Below are 21093 nucleotides of genomic sequence, written 5' to 3'. Positions count from 1 at the left end.
ATAAATCACAACACTGAAAATAACCTCACTCCTTATCATGATCAAAATAGATCTTTATCCATTTTAGGCTACTTCTCAATGCTAAGTTCAAAAAAAATCATATTTTTCTCAAATTAAACTATTTCAAATAAGTATGCTTGTTTTTCAATTTTATTTATTCAGAAGTATGATTTAAAAAAAAACGTACTTAAAACCGATTAATTAAAATAATTATCGTTAATTGTAACGAATTGCTTTATTTTTAAGGAGGGTTTAACGTAATTTGTGATATTTTTTGTTGATATAAGTATATTTTTGTATATTATAGTCTGTTTAATTGGTTTTAATGTATATTTCAGGTATGCAAAAATGCGTATAATAAGCAAAATTTTATTAATATTACAAATAATTATTCCTTTATTTACAAGTGCTCAATCGGTTGCATCTGCCATTAATATGGATGCGGAAGCGATAAGTAACCGCGATGCATTATCAAAAGTAAAAAAAGGCTTACCTGAATTAACGAGCAAATTGGAATTTGATAGCGGTAAAAATTCTTCTGGTGAAGAGATACTCGCATCAGCATTATCACGGACGGGTCAAATCATATCGAGTGATAATAGCCGTGATGCGGCTAAGGGTTGGCTAGAGAGTTCAGCTTACGGGCATTTAAGTGGTCAAATGCAAACCTGGCTAAATCAGTATGGTAATAGCCGTGTTCAAATTAGTAAAAACACACTGAGTGCCGAGCTATTAATTCCTTTATTTGAAAATAGTAATCACCTTATTTTCTCTCAAACTAGATTCAACAAAGCAAGCGACGATAAAAAAGTAATGAACCTCGGGTTAGGTTATCGCCACTTCACAGACGATTGGATGTGGGGTGTTAACAGTTTTTATGATCGCGATTTAACTAATAATAATGCAAGATGGGGGGCCGGTTTAGAGCTTAGTGGCGACTATGTCAAACTTTCAACTAATGGCTATTGGCGTTTAACTGACTGGCGCCAGTCAAAACTAACTGACTTCACTGACTATGATGAAAGACCTGCCAATGGTTTTGATGTCCGATTGGAAGGGTTTTTGCCTAATTATCCAAATCTTGGTGCAAGTTTTGAATATGAAAAATACTTTGGTGAGAATATTAACCTGAAAGGTACCACCTCGCTGAGTGATTTAAAAGATAACCCTGAATCCTATCGTGTTGGTTTATCATATACCCCAGTATCGCTATTTACGTTTAAGTTAAGCAAAATAATGGGCGACGTAAACGAAACGATAGGCTCATTTGAAGTCAATTATCGTTTCGGTGTGCCATTAGAACAGCAGCTAGATACAGACTTTGTCTCACAAATGAGAACGCTTAAAGGTTCTCGCTATAATTTCGTTGATAGAAATAATGCCATAGTCATGCAATATCAAAGGCAGGCTTTACTCAGAATAGCATTGCCTAAGACATTGGAAATACTTGCAACGCAGCCTGCAACATTGATGGCGGTGATCACGCAAAATAAATATAAAATTGATCGTATTGAGTGGTCTGCACCGCTATTAATCGCTAAGGGCGGAACATTAATATCGAGCCCAGTTTATCCGTATGTCGCAACCATCAGGATGCCTTTCTACGACAAAATCTCAACGGTAGATGGTAACCGCTATGATGTTACCGCTGTTGCCGTTGATGTTAATGGCAATCGTTCAAACACGGCAACAACCAATGTTATTGTCTTGCCAGCACCTATAAATGAAGTTATTCCAAACTTTGCTATTTCACCGAACGCAAATATTGTTGCCGATGGCGAAGCAGCAGGGGTGGTTACTCTACGTGTAATAAATGATAATAACGAAGAAGAGTTAGCCGATGTCGCAGTGGATTTTGCTATCGTTAATGATAACGGCCAAGAAATTAGCGGTATAAAGCTCGATAATATTCAAGGTGCAACTTTAACGCGTAAAACTGACATTAAAGGCAATATATCTTTCCCAATTACCAGCATTAAAGCAGGCTATTATACATTAAATGCTGCAATTAACGGGCGTGAACTCCGTAGTGGTAGTATTTCATTTATTGGTGATAGTAGTAATGCACAAATTGATGAAGCAAGTATCACCGTTGAGCCTGATTCCGCTATAGCAAATAGCGGTGAAAAACTGACCGTAAAAGTCAAGGTGATTGATAAAAACGGCAATATTGTTGCGAGTAAAGATGTTACATTTACCGAAGAAAATGGCACGGTCACGACGGTTACCACCGATCAAGATGGTAACGCGCAGCTTCCTGTTGCAGGCTATAAGCCAGGTAAAAGTAGCGTAAATGTGAAAGTCGGTGACTCAGAAGGCGTCAATGTTGATCTCAACTTTAAAGCCGATATGGACACTGCCGCAATCGTAACCGATACCATTACGCTATTAACTGAGGATCAGATTAAATTCGCAAATGGCAAAGATATTCATAAAGTCAAAGTGGCCGTGAAAGATGGATATGGTAACGTTGTCGCGAACCAAAAAGTATTATTTACCGTCGATAATAAGGCAACCGTTACCCAAAATGTGATCACCAATGCAGAGGGTATTGCTTTTGCTGATGTGACAAATGAAACATTGGGAGACACCAAGATAGTTGCTTCGGTGACTAGTGCCAAAGCCGGTTATAGCAGTGCCGAAACACGTGCTTTCTTTACCACCACAGCAACAATTAGTAATACAGAAGATATTGAGGTAATCGGTGAACCAATCGTTAATGGTGAAGGCGTAACCGTTAAGGTCAAAATTGTCGATGAAAATGGCAAAGCGGTGATTGGCGAAAAAGTCACCTTTATCGATGAAGATGGCAACGAAACCATATCTACGACGGATAGCGAAGGTTTTGCTCATATTGTTATCGTAAGCCCAAGGCCAGGTCATAACGATGTGCTGGTCAGAGTCGGTGTTTCAGAGAAAAAAGTTGAGATCGATTTTGGTATCGATCGTAATTCGGCAAGAATTGCTGATGGTGCATTCACGATACTGACTAACGGTATTGATAAGGCTGCAAATGGTGTCGATGCACATAAAGTGCAAGTGATTGTGACTGATCGATATGGCAATTTGGTGCCAGATTATGAAGTGTCATTTACCGCGACTAATGATTTAGCTATCCCAAGAACGGTTCAAACTGATAAAGATGGGGTGGTCACATTAGATTTAACCAGCACCAAGATGGGCACTTACAATGTTAAAGCATCAATAACTAATAAGTTGGATCAAACAACCGGCGGCAATGGGGATATTACCTTTGTAGCGGATAAAAACACTGCAACAATCGCCAAAGATGCGCTGACGGTACTGACAAAAGATGAGACCAAGCGGGCTAACGGTGTTGATATTCACAAAGTCCAAGTGGAAGTGAAAGACAACTATGGCAATGCGATAGCAGACCAAAAAGTGATGTTTAGTGCGGATAATGGGGCCAATATGGTTCAATATGCGATCACCGATGAAAAAGGTCTGGCGGTTGTTAATATAACTAGCCTAACAGCAGGTAAGAGCAACATCGTTGCTACAATGAATAATGCCAAAGGCAGTACAAGTAGCGCTGAGGCGAAGGTTACTTTTATTGCCGATAACGACACTACAGCAATCACAAAAGACTCAATAACTGTACTCACAAAGGGAGAAGAAAAACTTGCCAATGGTGCAGATAGTCATAAAATCCAAGTAGATGTCAAAGATGTTTATGGTAATGCAATTGTCGGTCAAAAAGTGTCCTTTACGGCCAGTAATGGTGCCAGCATTGTCCAAGATGCGATCACAGATGAAAATGGCCGTGTTATTGTTGATGTAACGAGCCTCACTGCGGGTGAAAGTAATATCGTTGCCTCGATTGTAAATGCAAAAAATGTGGTTAGTAGTACCAACGCAAGTGTTACCTTTGTTGCCGATAACTCGACGATGAAGTTTACGGTAACGGCTGATGATAAAGCGGGCGTGGTAGCCGATGGTAAAGCGTCACATAGTGTCATGGTGACGGTTACTGATGCCAATAATAACCCGATTGCGGACCAAGTGGTTGGGGTGAAAGCGGATAATGGTGCGACACTGGTTAAGGTAGACAAAACCGATGCGGCCGGAAAGTTAGCGGTAACGGTAACCAATACTAAGGCGGGTGATAGTGTTGTCACGGTAACGGTGAATGAACTGGCTGCGCAAAGCGTAACGGTGGCCTTTATTGCTGATAGCAGCACCGTCCAATTTGTTGATAGCGACATGAACGTGACAATGGATAATGCCTTAGCCAATGGCGAAGCAACCAATAGCGTCACGGTGCTGGTAAAAGACGAGCATGGCAACCCAGTACCGAATTATGAGGTGGCATTTAGTGCCGCAGAAGGCGCGAAGGTCGCCAATAAAGTGGCGAGCACCAATAGTGATGGTATCGCAACGATGACGATAACAAGTACCATAGCAGGTAGCTATGATATTAGCGCGTCGATAACCAATAAGTCAGGACAAACCAGCTCCGGGAAAAAACCGGTCACCTTTATTGCCGATAGCTCGACGATGAAGTTTACGGTAACGGCTGATGATAAAACGGACGTGGTAGCCGATGGTAAAGCGTCACATAGTGTCATGGTGACGGTTACCGATGCCAATAATAACCCGATTGCGGACCAAGTGGTTGGGGTGAAAGCGGATAACGGCGCGACATTGGTTAAGGTAGACAAAACCGATGCGGCCGGAAAGTTAGCGGTAACGGTAACCAATACTAAGGCGGGTGACAGCGTTGTCACGGTAACGGTGAATGAACTGGCTGCGCAAAGCGTAACGGTAGCCTTTATTGCTGATAGCAGCACCGTCCAATTTGTTGATAGCGACATAAACGTAACAATGGATAATGCCTTAGCCAATGGCGAAGCAACCAATAGTGTCACGGTGCTGGTAAAAGACGAGCATGGCAACCCAGTACCGAATTATGAGGTGGCATTTAGTGCCGCAGAAGGCGCGAAGGTCGCCAATAAAGTGGCGAGCACCAATAGTGATGGTATCGCAACGATGACGATAACAAGTACCATAGCAGGTAGCTATGATATTAGCGCGTCGATAACCAATAAGTCAGGACAAACCAGCTCCGGGAAAAAACCGGTCACCTTTGTTTCCGATAGCTCGACGATGAAGTTTACGGTAACGGCTGATGATAAAGCGGGCGTAGTAGCCGATGGTAAAGCGTCACATAGTGTATTAGTGACAGTTACCGATGCCAATAATAACCCGATTGCGGACCAAGTGGTTGGGGTGAAAGCGGATAATGGTGCGACACTGGTTAAGGTAGACAAAACCGATGCGGCCGGTCAGTTAACGGTAACGGTAACCAACACTAAGGCAGGTGACAGCGTTGTCACGGTAACAGTGAATGAACTGGCTGAGCAAAGCGTAACGGTGGCCTTTATTGCTGATAGCAGCACCGTCCAATTTGTTGATAGCGACATGAACGTAACAATGGATAATGCCTTAGCCAATGGCGAAGCAACCAATAGCGTCACGGTGCTGGTAAAAGACGAGCATGGCAACCCAGTACCGAATTATGAGGTGGCATTTAGTGCCGCAGAAGGCGCGAAGGTCGCCAATAAAGTGGCGAGCACCAATAGTGATGGTATCGCAACGATGACGATAACAAGTACCATAGCAGGTAGCTATGATATTAGCGCGTCGATAACCAATAAGTCAGGACAAACCAGCTCCGGGAAAAAACCGGTCACCTTTGTTTCCGATAGCTCGACGATGAAGTTTACGGTAACGGCTGATGATAAAGCGGACGTGGTAGCCGATGGTAAAGCGTCACATAGTGTATTAGTGACAGTTACCGATGCCAATAATAACCCGATTGCGGACCAAGTGGTTGGGGTGAAAGCGGATAATGGCGCGACACTGGTTAAGGTAGACAAAACCGATGCGGCCGGAAAGTTAACGGTAACGGTAACCAACACTAAGGCGGGTGACAGCGTTGTCACGGTAACGGTGAATGAACTGGCTGCGCAAAGCGTAACGGTGGCCTTTATTGCTGATAGCAGCACCGTCCAATTTGTTGATAGCGACATGAACGTGACAATGGATAATGCCTTAGCCAATGGCGAAGCAACCAATAGCGTCACGGTGCTGGTAAAAGACGAGCATGGCAACCCAGTACCGAATTATGAGGTGGCATTTAGTGCCGCAGAAGGCGCGAAGGTCGCCAATAAAGTGGCGAGCACCAATAGTGATGGTATCGCAACGATGACGATAACAAGTACCATAGCAGGTAGCTATGATATTAGCGCGTCGATAACCAATAAGTCAGGACAAACCAGCTCCGGGAAAAAACCGGTCACCTTTGTTTCCGATAGCTCGACGATGAAGTTTACGGTAACGGCTGATGATAAAGCGGACGTGGTAGCCGATGGTAAAGCGTCACATAGTGTATTAGTGACAGTTACCGATGCCAATAATAACCCGATTGCGGACCAAGTGGTTGGGGTGAAAGCGGATAATGGCGCGACACTAGTTAAGCTAGACAAAACCGATGCGGCCGGAAAGTTAACGGTAACGGTAACCAACACTAAGGCGGGTGACAGCGTTGTCACGGTAACAGTGAATGAACTGGCTGAGCAAAGCGTAACGGTGGCCTTTATTGCTGATAGCAGCACCGTCCAATTTGTTGATAGCGACATAAACGTAACAATGGATAATGCCTTAGCCAATGGCGAAGCAACCAATAGTGTCACGGTGCTGGTAAAAGACGAGCATGGCAACCCAGTACCGAATTATGAGGTGGCATTTAGTGCCGCAGAAGGCGCGAAGGTCGCCAATAAAGTGGCGAGCACCAATAGTGATGGTATCGCAACGATGACGATAACAAGTACCATAGCAGGTAGCTATGATATTAGCGCGTCGATAACCAATAAGTCAGGACAAACCAGCTCCGGGAAAAAACCGGTCACCTTTGTTTCCGATAGCTCGACGATGAAGTTTACGGTAACGGCTGATGATAAAGCGGGCGTAGTAGCCGATGGTAAAGCGTCACATAGTGTATTAGTGACAGTTACCGATGCCAATAATAACCCGATTGCGGACCAAGTGGTTGGGGTGAAAGCGGATAATGGTGCGACGCTAGTTAAGGTAGACAAAACCGATGCGGCCGGAAAGTTAGCGGTAACGGTAACCAACACTAAATCAGGTGATAGTATTATCACGGTAACTGTTGGCGGTTTAGCGCCAAAAACTGTGATGGTGGTCTTTATTGCAGATCAGGATACAGCGGCAATTACCAAAAATGCGTTAACGGTACTTACCAAGGACAATAAAAAACTCGCTAATGGCGAGGATAGCCATCAAATCCAGGTGGAAGTGAAAGATGTAAATGGTAATGGCGTGCCAGAACAAGAGGTGTTCTTTACAGCGAGTAATGGCGCCACTATGGTTCAAAGCGGAATTACCGATAAAAATGGTCGTATTATTGTTGACGTAACCAGCTTGACTGCTGGTGAAAGCAATATTGTTGCCTCAATGACAAATGTGAAAAATAATGTAGTTAGTAGCACAAATGGAAAAGTTTCCTTTGTTGCCGATAATAGCACCGCCCACATAGATGAAGGCAGTGTTAAAGTCGAACCCGATTCTGCTATTGCTAATAGTGATGAAGAGGTAAAAGTCAAGGTTAAAGTTGTTGATAAAAACGGTAACGTTGTGGCGGGTGAAGACGTTACATTTACTGATCAAAATGGCAAAAAGACAACAGTTAAGACCGATGAAGATGGTAATGCCGAGCTGGTGATATCGGGTGATGAACCAGGTAAAGGAAAAGTTACTGTTGAAGTGGGTGATTCAAAAGTTGACGCCGATGTTAATTTCAAAGCCGATATGGATAGTGCAACAATCGCAAAAGATGCACTTATTGTTCTCACGTCGGGTGAGACGAAGCGTGCTAATGGCGAAGATATTCATAAAGTCCAAGTTGAAGTAAAAGATAAATACGGTAATGTTGTTAAGGGGCAAAAAGTCTCCTTTACCGCGGATAATGGCGCTTCCATTATTCAAAATGCAACCACGGGAGAAAATGGTCGAGTCATTGTTGATATGACAAGCAAAACAGCAGGTGATAGTCAAATTATCGCGTCTGTGGTAAATGCCAAAAATGTGACAAGCAAAGCCAATACGAGTGCGACTTTTATTGCCGATAGCTCGACGATGAAGTTTACGGTAACAGCGGATGATAAAGCGGACGTGGTAGCCGATGGTAAAGCGTCACATAGTGTATTAGTGACGGTTACTGATGCCAATAATAACCCGATTGCAGACCAAGTAGTTGGGGTGAAAGCGGATAACGGCGCGACATTGGTTAAGGTAGACAAAACCGATGCGGCCGGAAAGTTAGCGGTAACGGTAACCAATACTAAGGCGGGTGACAGCGTTGTCACGGTAACGGTGAATGAACTGGCTGCGCAAAGCGTAACGGTAGCCTTTATTGCTGATAGCAGCACCGTCCAATTTGTTGATAGCGACATAAACGTAACAATGGATAATGCCTTAGCCAATGGCGAAGCAACCAATAGTGTCACGGTGCTGGTAAAAGACGAGCATGGCAACCCAGTACCGAATTATGAGGTGGCATTTAGTGCCGCAGAAGGCGCGAAGGTCGCCAATAAAGTGGCGAGCACCAATAGTGATGGTATCGCAACGATGACGATAACAAGTACCATAGCAGGTAGCTATGATATTAGCGCGTCGATAACCAATAAGTCAGGACAAACCAGCTCCGGGAAAAAACCGGTCACCTTTGTTTCCGATAGCTCGACGATGAAGTTTACGGTAACGGCTGATGATAAAGCGGGCGTAGTAGCCGATGGTAAAGCGTCACATAGTGTATTAGTGACAGTTACCGATGCCAATAATAACCCGATTGCGGACCAAGTGGTTGGGGTGAAAGCGGATAATGGTGCGACACTGGTTAAGGTAGACAAAACCGATGCGGCCGGTCAGTTAACGGTAACGGTAACCAACACTAAGGCAGGTGACAGCGTTGTCACGGTAACAGTGAATGAACTGGCTGAGCAAAGCGTAACGGTGGCCTTTATTGCTGATAGCAGCACCGTCCAATTTGTTGATAGCGACATGAACGTAACAATGGATAATGCCTTAGCCAATGGCGAAGCAACCAATAGCGTCACGGTGCTGGTAAAAGACGAGCATGGCAACCCAGTACCGAATTATGAGGTGGCATTTAGTGCCGCAGAAGGCGCGAAGGTCGCCAATAAAGTGGCGAGCACCAATAGTGATGGTATCGCAACGATGACGATAACAAGTACCATAGCAGGTAGCTATGATATTAGCGCGTCGATAACCAATAAGTCAGGACAAACCAGCTCCGGGAAAAAACCGGTCACCTTTGTTTCCGATAGCTCGACGATGAAGTTTACGGTAACGGCTGATGATAAAGCGGACGTAGTAGCCGATGGTAAAGCGTCACATAGTGTATTAGTGACAGTTACCGATGCCAATAATAACCCGATTGCGGACCAAGTGGTTGGGGTGAAAGCGGATAATGGTGCGACACTGGTTAAGGTAGACAAAACCGATGCGGCCGGTCAGTTAACGGTAACGGTAACCAACACTAAGGCAGGTGACAGCGTTGTCACGGTAACAGTGAATGAACTGGCTGCGCAAAGCGTAACGGTGGCCTTTATTGCTGATAGCAGCACAGTCCAATTTGTTGATAGCGACATGAACGTGACAGCGGATAATGCCTTAGCCACTGGTGAGGCCACCAATAGTGTCACGGTGCTGGTAAAAGACGAGCATGGCAACCCAGTACCGAATTATGAGGTGGCATTTAGTGCCGCAGAAGGCGCGAAGGTCGCCAATAAAGTGGCGAGCACCAATAGTGATGGTATCGCAACGATGACGATAACAAGTACCATAGCAGGTAGCTATGATATTAGCGCGTCGATAACCAATAAGTCAGGACAAACCAGCTCCGGGAAAAAACCGGTCACCTTTATTGCCGATAACTCGACGATGAAGTTTACGGTAACGGCTGATGATAAAGCGGGCGTAGTAGCCGATGGTAAAGCGTCACATAGTGTATTAGTGACAGTTACCGATGCCAATAATAACCCGATTGCGGACCAAGTGGTTGGGGTGAAAGCGGATAATGGTGCGACACTGGTTAAGGTAGACAAAACCGATGCGGCCGGAAAGCTAACGGTAACGGTAACCAACATTAAGGCGGGTGATAGTGTTGTCACGGTAACGGTGAATGAACTGGCTGCGCAAAGCGTAACGGTGGACTTTATTGCTGATAGCAGCACAGGAAAAATTACAAACAGTGCACTGACAGTGCTAACAGCGAAGGATACCAAACTTGCTAATGGTGAGGATAGTCACCGAGTTCAAGTGTTAGTGGAAGATGCATACGGTAATGTGATAGCGGATCAAAAAGTAACCTTTGAAGCGGACAATGGTGCCAAAATTGAGGCAGACGCGACGACCGATAAAAATGGTCTGGTAGTTGTGACCATGACCAGTGAAACGGCGGGCGTGAGTAATATTGTTGCCACGATAACTAATGCGAAAAACCAGACCAGTGATGCGAAGGCAACAGCGGAGTTTATTGCCAATAAAGGTACAGCAACGATTGATAAGAGCAGTATTACGGTAGAAAATGATAATGCGCTGGCAGATGATAAAGATGAGTTGACCGTTAAGGTAGCGGTCAAGGATGCTAAGGGTAATCCTTTGGTTGGCCAGACAGTGTTATTTGGTGCAACGGGCGATCTAAGGATCCCACTATCAGAAAAAACTGATGAAAAAGGCATCGCGACCGTGGTATTAACCAGCACGAAAGCGGGTGAGTTCACTATTACCGCAACCGTTGAAAACAACAACGGCAAAGTGTCTGCTGACAAGGTTGTCACCTTTATACCAGATAATAAAAACATGGTGGTTACAGTCGTAGCAAACAGTAGCGAAAGTGTTATTGCCGATGGTAAAGCGACGCACAGTCTAATAGTGACCGTTACGGATACCAATAAGAATGCGATTGCAGGGCAAGTTGTTAGCGTGACAGCGAGTAATAGTGCGCAGGTGGGCGAAGTTGGTAAAACAAATGTTAAGGGGCAAGTGACGGTTACGGTAACGAATACCAAAGCGGGTGAAAGTACGGTTAAGGCAACCGCGGATGGCGCATCGGGAACGGATACCATTACCTTTATTGCCGATAAAAGCACTGGAATACTCACTGAGGGTGCACTGACAGTGCTAACCGCGAAGGAGACTAAGCTTGCTAATGGTAGTGATAAACATCAAGTACAAGTAACAGTTAAAGATGCCTATGGTAATGCGATAACGGGTCAAAAAGTGACCTTTACTGCGGATAATGGCGCCAAAATTGAGGCAGACGCGACGACCGATGAAAACGGGAGCGCGACTGTGACCATGACTAGTGAAACGGCGGGCGTGACTAATATTGTTGCCACGATAACCAATGCGAAAAACCAGACCAGTGATGCGAAGGCAACAGCGGAGTTTATTGCCAATAGCGGTACAGCAACGATTGATGAGAGTAGTATTACGGTAGAAAATGATAAGGCGCTGGCAAATGGTAAAGATGAGTTGACCGTTAAGGTATCGGTCAAGGATGCTAAGGGTAATCCTTTGGTTGGCCAGACAGTGTTATTTGGTGCAAATGGCGGGCTAATGATTCCGGCAGCAGAGAAAACTGATGAAAACGGCATTGCGACCGTGGTATTAACCAGCAAGAAAGCAGACGTTTTCAAAATTACTGCAACTGTGGTGAATAATAATGGTGCGGTATTTGCTGATAAAAATGTCACCTTTATTGCAGATAAGAGCACAGGAACCTTGAACGGTGATGGCGCATTAGTTGTCCTCACTAAGGGTGATACCAAGCTTGCCAATGGTGAAGATAAACATCAAGTACAAGTGACGGTCAAAGATGCCAATGGCAATGGAGTCGTTAATCAAAAAGTACTCTTTACAGCAGATAATGGAGCTAGCATTGATTTAGATGCTACCACGGATAAAGATGGTCAAGCAGTTGTTAACATGACCAGTAAAACGGCAGGTGTAAGTAAAATCACGGCATCGATAACTAACGATAACGGCGTGACCAGTAAAGCAGAGGCGACGGCGACCTTTACCGCAGATAAGAGCACAGGAACATTGAACGGTGACGGCGCATTAGTTGTCCTCACGAAGGATGTGACCAAGCTTGCCAATGGTGCAGATAAACATCAAGTGCAAGTGACAGTCAAAGATGCCAATGGCAATGGCGTTATTGGTCAAAAAGTGTTATTTACTGCGGACAATGGCGCGACCATTGAGCCAGAGGCGACCACCATTGAAAATGGTATTGCGGTTGTTACCCTGAGCAGTGTGACGGCGGGTGTAAGTAAAATCACGGCGTCGATAACTAATGATAAAGGCGTGACCAGTAAAGCGGACGCGACGGCGACCTTTACCGCAGATAAGAGCACAGGAACATTGAACGGTGACGGCGCATTAGTTGTCCTCACGAAGGATGTGACCAAGCGTGCCAATGGTGTGGATAAACATCAAGTACAAGTGACGGTCAAAGATGCGAAAGGCAATGGCGTTATTGGTCAAAAAGTGTTATTTACTGCGGACAATGGCGCGACCATTGAGCCAGAGGCGACCACCATTGAAAATGGTATTGCAGTTGTTACCCTGAGCAGTGTGACGGCGGGTGTAAGTAAAATCACGGCGTCGATAACTAATGATAAAGGCGTGACCAGTAAAGCGGACGCGACGGCGACCTTTACCGCAGATAAGGACACAGGAACCTTGAACGGTGACGGCGCATTAGTTGTCCTCACGAAGGATGAGACCAAGCGTGCCAATGGTGCAGATAAACATCAAGTGCAAGTGACGGTCAAAGATGCCAATGGCAATGGCGTTATTGGTCAAAAAGTGACCTTTACGGCAGACAATGGCGCGACCATTGAGCCAGAGGCGACCACCATTGAAAATGGTATTGCGGTTGTTACCCTGAGCAGTGTGACGGCGGGTGTAAGTAAAATCACGGCGTCGATAACTAATGATAAAGGCGTGACCAGTAAAGCGGACGCGACGGCGACCTTTACCGCAGATAAGGACACAGGAACCTTGAACGGTGACGGCGCATTAGTTGTCCTCACGAAGGATGAGACCAAGCGTGCCAATGGTGCAGATAAACATCAAGTGCAAGTGACGGTCAAAGATGCCAATGGCAATGGCGTTATTGGTCAAAAAGTGACCTTTACGGCAGACAATGGCGCGACCATTGAGCCAGAGGCGACCACCATTGAAAATGGTATTGCGGTTGTTACCCTGAGCAGTGTGACGGCGGGTGTAAGTAAAATCACGGCGTCGATAACTAATGATAAAGGCGTGACCAGTAAAGCGGACGCGACGGCGACCTTTACCGCAGATAAGGACACAGGAACCTTGAACGGTGACGGCGCATTAGTTGTCCTCACGAAGGATGAGACCAAGCGTGCCAATGGTTCAGATAAACATCAAGTGCAAGTGACGGTCAAAGATGCCAATGGCAATGGCGTTATTGGTCAAAAAGTGTTATTTACTGCCGACAATGGCGCGACCATTGAGCCAGAGGCGACCACCATTGAAAATGGTATTGCGGTTGTTACCCTGAGCAGTGTGACGGCGGGTGTAAGTAAAATCACGGCGTCGATAACTAACGATAACGGCGTGACCAGCAAAGCAGACGCGACGGCAACCTTTACGGCGGATAAGGGCACAGGAACCTTGAACGGTGACAGTGCATTAGTTGTCCTAACGAAGGAGAGTAAGAAGCTTGCCAATGGCGATGATAAACATCAAGTGCAAGTGACAGTCAAAGATGCGAAAGGCAATGGTGTCGTTGGTCAAAAAGTGACCTTTACGGCAGACAATGGGGCCAGCATTGAACCAGAGGCGACCACAAATGAAAATGGTATTGCGATTGTTAGCATGAGCAGTGTGACGGCGGGTGTAAGTAAAATCACGGCGTCGATAACGAATGATAACGGCGTGACCAGCAAAGCAGACGCGACGGCGACCTTTACGGCGGATAGTGGGACGGCAACGGTTGATGAGAGCAAGATTAAGATAGATAACGATAGCGCCCCTGCAGATGGTATCTCCAAGATAACGGTCGAGGTATCGGTGACGGATGCTAACGGTAATCCGTTGGTTGGTCAGACCGTGTCATTTAGTTCAAAAGATGGATTAACTATTCCTGCTCCTGCAACAGCTACAACGGGTGAAAATGGTATTGCGACTTTGGAACTAACAAGTACCAAGGCGGGCATTTTCCAAATTACGGCGTCAGTAGTGAATAATAGCGGCACCGTATCGGCGAATAAGGATGTGACGTTTATAGCAGATAATAAAAATATCATCGTTAAGGTTGTGGCAAATAATAGCAGCGACGTTATTGCCGATGGTAAAGCGACGCACAGTCTAACGGCAACCGTGACAGATAAAAATGGTAACGCGATTAGGAATCAAGCGGTTAGCGTGACGGCAAGTAATGGTGCGAGCGTGAGTAAAGTTGGCGACACTGACCTTAAGGGGCAAGTAACGTTTACGGTCACTAACACCAAAGCGGGTAAGAGCACGGTTAAGGCGACCTCAAATAGCGTATCAGGCGAGACGAACATTACCTTTATTGCCGATGAAGGTACGGCGAAGTTTACTGATAGCGACTTCACGGTGGTTGTTGATAATGCCTTAGCTAATGGTAAAGCGACCAATAGCGTAACGGTACTGGTGAAAGATGAGCAGGGCAACCCAGTACCAAACCATGTGGTCTCATTTAGTGGGGAAGAAGGTGCAACGGTTGCAAACAATACGGCTACCACCGGTAGTGATGGTATTGCGACGATGACGATAACGAGTACTACAGCCAAAAGCTATAGTGTGATGGCATCGATAACCAATAAGTCAAATCAGACCAGCTCAAAAAGCAAAACAGTGACCTTTATTGCCGATGAAGGTACGGCGAAGTTTACTGATAGCGACTTCACGGTGGTTGTTGATAATGCCTTAGCTAATGGTAAAGCGACCAATAGCGTAACGGTACTGGTGAAAGATGAGCAGGGCAACCCAGTACCAAACCATGTGGTCTCATTTAGTGGGGAAGAAGGTGCAACGGTTGCAAACAATACGGCTACCACCGGTAGTGATGGTATTGCGACGATGACGATAACGAGTACTACAGCCAAAAGCTATAGTGTGATGGCATCGATAACCAATAAGTCAAATCAGACCAGCTCAAAAAGCAAAACAGTGACCTTTATTGCCGATGAAGGTACGGCGAAGTTTACTGATAGCGACTTCACGGTGGTTGTTGATAATGCCTTAGCTAATGGTAAAGCGACCAATAGCGTAACGGTACTAGTGAAAGATGAGCAGGGCAACCCAGTACCAAACCATGTGGTCTCTTTTAGTGCGGGAGAAGGTGCAACGGTTGCAAGCAGTACGGCTACCACCGGTAGCGATGGTATTGCGACGATGACGATAACGAGCATGAAGGCAGGTAGCTATAGTGTGACGGCATCGATAACCAATAAGTCAAATCAGACCAGCTCAAAAAGCAAAACAGTGACCTTTATTGCCGATGAAGGTACGGCGAAGTTTACTGATAGCGACTTCACGGTGGTTGTTGATAATGCCTTAGCTAATGGTAAAGCGACCAATAGCGTAACGGTACTAGTGAAAGATGAACAGGGTAACCCAGTACCAAACCATGTTGTCTCTTTTAGTGCGGGAGAAGGTGCAACGGTTGCAAGCAGTACGGCTACCACAGGTAGCGATGGTATTGCGACGATGACGATAACGAGCATGAAGGCAGGTAGCTATAGTGTGACGGCATCGATAACCAATAAGTCAAATCAGATCAGCTCAAAAAGTAAAATAGTGACCTTTGTTGCTGATAGTGGGACTGCAACAGTTGATGAGAGCAAGATTAAGATAGATAACGATAGCGCGCCAGCAGATGGTATCTCGAAAATAACGGTCGAGGTATCGGTGACGGATGCTAACGGTAATCCGTTGGCTGGTCAAACAGTGTCATTTAGTTCAAAAGATGGATTAACTATTCCTGCAACAGCTACAACGGGTGAAAATGGTATTGCGACCTTGGAACTAACAAGTACTAAAGCTGGCGTTTTCCAAATTACGGCGTCAGTGGTGAATAATAGCGGCACCGTATCGGCGAATAAGGATGTGACGTTTACAGCAGATAATAAAAATATCATCGTTAAGGTTGTGGCAAATAATAGCAACGACGTTATTGCCGATGGTAAAGCGACGCACAGTCTAACGGCGACGGTGACAGATAAAAATGGTAACGCGATTAGGAATCAAGCGGTTAGCGTGACGGCAAGTAATGGTGCGAGCGTGAGTAAAGTAGGCGACACTGACCTTAATGGACAAGTAACGTTTACGGTAACGAACATCAAAGCTGGAGAAAGTACGGTTAAGGCGACCTCAAATAGCGTATCAGGCGAGGCGAAAATTACCTTTATTGCCGATGAAGGTACGGCGAAGTTTACTGATAGCGACTTCACGGTAACGGTGGATAAAGCCTTAGCTAATGGTAAAGCGACCAATAGCGTAACGGTACTGGTGAAAGATGAGCAGGGCAACCCAGTACCAAACCATGTGGTCTCATTTAGTGCGGGAGAAGGTGCAACGGTTGCAGGCAGTATGGCTACCACCGGTAGTGATGGTATTGCGACGATGACGATAACGAGCACGAAGGCAGGTAGCTATAGTGTGACGGCATCGATAACCAATAAGTCAAATCAGACCAGCTCAAAGAGCAAAACAGTGACCTTTATTGCCGATGAAGGTACGGCGAAGTTTACTGATAGCGACTTCACGGTAACGGTGGATAAAGCCTTAGCTAATGGTAAAGCGACCAATAGCGTAACGGTACTAGTGAAAGATGAACAGGGTAACCCAGTACCAAACTATGTGGTCTCATTTAGTGCGGGAGAAGGTGCAACGGTTGCAAGCAGTACGGCTACCACAGGTAGCGATGGTATTGCGACGATGACGATAACGAGCATGAAGGCAGGTAGCTATAGTGTGACGGCATCGATAACCAATAAGTCAAATCAGATCAGCTCAAAAAGTAAAACAGTGACCTTTGTTGCTGATAGTGGGACGGCAACGGTTGATGAGAGCAAGATTAAGATAGATAACGATAGCGCGCCAGCAGATGGTATCTCGAAAATAACGGTCGAGGTATCGGTGACAGATGCTAACGGTAATCCTTTGGTTGGTCAGACAGTGTCATTTAGTTCAAAAGATGGATTAACTATTCCTGCAACAGCTACAACGGGTGAAAACGGTATTGCGACCTTGGAACTAACAAGTACTAAAGCTGGCGTTTTCCAAATTACGGCGTCAGTGGTGAATAATAGCGGCACCGTATCGGCGAATAAGGATGTGACGTTTACAGCAGATAATAAAAATATCATCGTTAAGGTTGTGGCAAATAATAGCAACGACGTTATTGCCGATGGTAAAGCGACGCACAGTCTAACGGCGACGGTGACAGATAAAAATGGTAACGCGATTAGGAATCAAGCGGTTAGCGTGACGGCAAGTAATGGTGCGAGCGTGAGTAAAGTAGGCGACACTGACCTTAATGGACAAGTAACGTTTACGGTAACGAACATCAAAGCTGGAGAAAGTACGGTTAAGGCGACCTCGAATAGCGTATCTGGCGAGACGAACATTACCTTTATTGCAGATAAGGGCACAGGAACCTTGAACGGTGACAGTGCATTAGTTGTCCTAACCAAGGGTGACACCAAGCTTGCCAATGGTGTGGAAAAACATCAAGTGCAAGTGACGGTCAAAGATGCCAATGGCAATGGCGTTATTGGTCAAAAAGTACTCTTTACTGCCGACAATGGGGCCAGCATTGAACCAGAGGCGACCACCATTGAAAATGGTATTGCGATTGTTACCCTGAGCAGTGTGACGGCGGGTGTAAGTAAAATCACGGCGTCGATAACGAATGATAACGGCGTGACCAGTAAAGCGGACGCGACGGCAACCTTTATTGCGGATAAAGAGACGATGGTGTTCACGGTTAAAGCCGATGAACAAAATGGTGTGATTGCCGATGGTAAAGCTAAGCATAGTGTGGTTGTCACGGTCACCGATAAGAATGGTAATGCGATTGCCGGTCAAGCGGTTGGTGTGACGGCGACTAATAGTGCTAAGCTTGATAAGGCTTCTTATGCAACAGCTGAAAATGGTCAAGTGACCGTCACGTTAACCAATACCAAGGCGGGTAATAGTGACGTTAAGGTAACGGTTGCTGAATTAGCTGCGCAAACCAAAACGGTCAAGTTTATTGCCGATAACGCAACGATGGTATTCACGGTTAAAGCCGATGAGCAAAATGGTGTGATTGCCGATGGTAATGCTAAGCATAGTGTGGTTGTCACGGTCACCGATAAGAATGGTAATGCGATTGCAGGCCAAACGGTTGGCGTGACGGCCAGCAATAGTGCTAAGCTTGATAAGGCTTCTTATGCAACAGCTGCAAATGGCCAAGTGACCGTAACGTTAACCAATACCAAGGCGGGTAATAGTGACGTTAAAGTAACCGTTGCTGAATTAGCTGCGCAAACCAAAACGGTCAAGTTTATTGCCGATAACGCAACGATGGTGTTCACGGTTAAAGCCGATGAACAAAATGGTGTGATTGCCGATGGTAAAGCTAAGCATAGTGTGGTTGTCACGGTCACCGATAAGAATGGTAATGCGATTGCCGGTCAAGCGGTTGGTGTGACGGCGACTAATAGTGCTAAGCTTGATAAGGCTTCTTATGCAACAGCTGCAAATGGCCAAGTGACCGTAACGTTAACCAATACCAAGGCGGGTAATAGTGACGTTAAAGTAACCGTTGCTGAATTAGCTGCGCAAACCAAAACGGTCAAGTTTATTGCCGATAACGCAACGATGGTGTTCACGGTTAAAGCCGATGAACAAAATGGTGTGATTGCCGATGGTAAAGCTAAGCATAGTGTGGTTGTCACGGTCACCGATAAGAATGGTAATGCGATTGCCGGTCAAGCGGTTGGTGTGACGGCGACTAATAGTGCTAAGCTTGATAAGGCTTCTTATGCAACAGCTGAAAATGGTCAAGTGACCGTCACGTTAACCAATACCAAGGCGGGTAATAGTGACGTTAAGGTAACGGTTGCTGAATTAGCTGCGCAAACCAAAACGGTCAAGTTTATTGCCGATAACGCAACGATGGTATTCACGGTTAAAGCCGATGAGCAAAATGGTGTGATTGCCGATGGTAAAGCTAAGCATAGTGTGGTTGTCACGGTCACCGATAAGAATGGTAATGCGATTGCCGGTCAAGCGGTTGGCGTGACGGCGACTAATAGTGCTAAGCTTGATAAGGCTTCTTATGCAACAGCTGCAAATGGTCAAGTGACCGTCACGTTAACCAATACCAAGGCGGCTAATAGCGTTGTTAAGGTAACGGTTGCTGAATTAGCCGCGCAAACCAAAACGGTCAAGTTTATTGCCGATAACGCAACGATGGCGTTCACGGTTGAGGCAGTCAAGCAAGAAGGTGATATTATTGCCGATGGTAAAGCTAAGCATAGTGTGGTTGTTACGGTCACCGATGCCAATAGTAACGTGTTTGCCGGTCAAGCGGTTAGTGTGACGGCGACTAATGGCGCGAAACTTGATAAGACGTCTTATCAGACAGGCACAGATGGCAAAGTGACGATTGGGTTAACTAGTACCACGGCAGGTAACAGTGAAGTAGCGGTAACGGTTGGAAGCTTAACCGCTAAAAAAGTGACCGTTAAATTTATCACCGATACTCCTGAAGTTAATACAACTAAGTCAAGTGTGGCGTTAAGCACTGCTAGAATAGTGAATAACGGCGCTACTTCTAGTACCACAGGAGGGAGCTCTACAGTCACCGTTACACTTCAGGATACTAGTGGTAACGCGATTAGCGGCATAGCGGATAGCATTATGCTAACGTCAGATAAAGCGGGTTTAAATATGCCGACAAATAAAAACGATACAGCGAATCGATTAGTGTTTAAGGAAACGGGCACCAATACGGGTATTTATACTGCTGCGATTAAGACTGCTGCAGTTGATAATAAATCGGCGCTTGGTGCTCATAAGCTTACGCTTTCATTTAATAATGGTATCACTTATACCAAGCAGTTAACATTTACGGTGTATACTTATCAGTTAGTAATGAATTACCCTAGCAGAGAAATTGGTCCGGGGATGATTTACGAATATAAAGTTGATGCTATTGATTCTGATACAGGAACAGTGAATACGTCCATAGTGCCAGGGACATATACGTGGTCATCAAGTAATGCATCGGTAGTTAGCGTTAACTCTATGGGATGGGTTAAAGGGGAAAAACAATCAGATAATCAAATCACAGTGAAAGCAACACCAAGTAATGCTAAATTCAATGGAATTAGCTTAGGAGTTGCAACTGGATTGGTAAGTGTTACAGCTCTGGATTCGAGCCCTATTTATGGTGTTACTTCAAAATCGGATCCGTCTCCTGACTATCTGATTGCACCACCTGATTATCAATTGCTGGCTAGAACAGGTGCTATTGTTGATGCGATTGGCGAAACAGGAGGAACATTAGGCGATAAAAAATATATTACACAGACGGATAAAGTAACGAAGATTGAAGTTTTAATCTGCACGTATACAGTAAGAACGGGTTTAAGAAAATACGAAGATGTACCTGCTGTTGGCCAATTAATATTTCATTATAATTCTTCTAGTCCTATAGGAAAGATAGAAATAGGTAGAGGGGATTGTAAAGACAAGAAGGTAGTCGAAACTTTTACAATACCTGAAAAACAACAGTTTGTTGGATATCGGGCTTGGACGACCGGATTAATGAAAGTATATAATAGTGTGGAAACACGTTATATTGCTGGAGTTCAACTTTATAGAGCTAAAAAATAAGGTGTAATATAATGTACTAGCTCAAACCTAATCTGACAGTTACCCGTTTTTCATTAGGTATCTGTCAGGTGT

At 45.2% G+C, this 21093-nt stretch carries 1 protein-coding gene; it reads left to right on the top strand.

What is annotated here, in order from left to right:
- The first annotated feature begins 348 nt into the window (after nt 1-348).
- Nucleotides 349-21021 (top strand): Ig-like domain-containing protein, encoded by a 20673-nt coding sequence (locus RHO12_06285; GenBank protein ID WVD65002.1) that lies wholly within the window; start codon nt 349-351, stop codon nt 21019-21021.
- Nucleotides 21022-21093: the final 72 nt, after the last annotated feature.

Source organism: Orbaceae bacterium lpD02 (assembly GCA_036251875.1).
GTDB classification, from domain to species: domain Bacteria; phylum Pseudomonadota; class Gammaproteobacteria; order Enterobacterales; family Orbaceae; genus Orbus; species Orbus sturtevantii.
The sequence above is the reverse complement of the archived record's forward strand: the minus strand, read 5'-3'. Positions and strand labels throughout refer to the sequence as shown.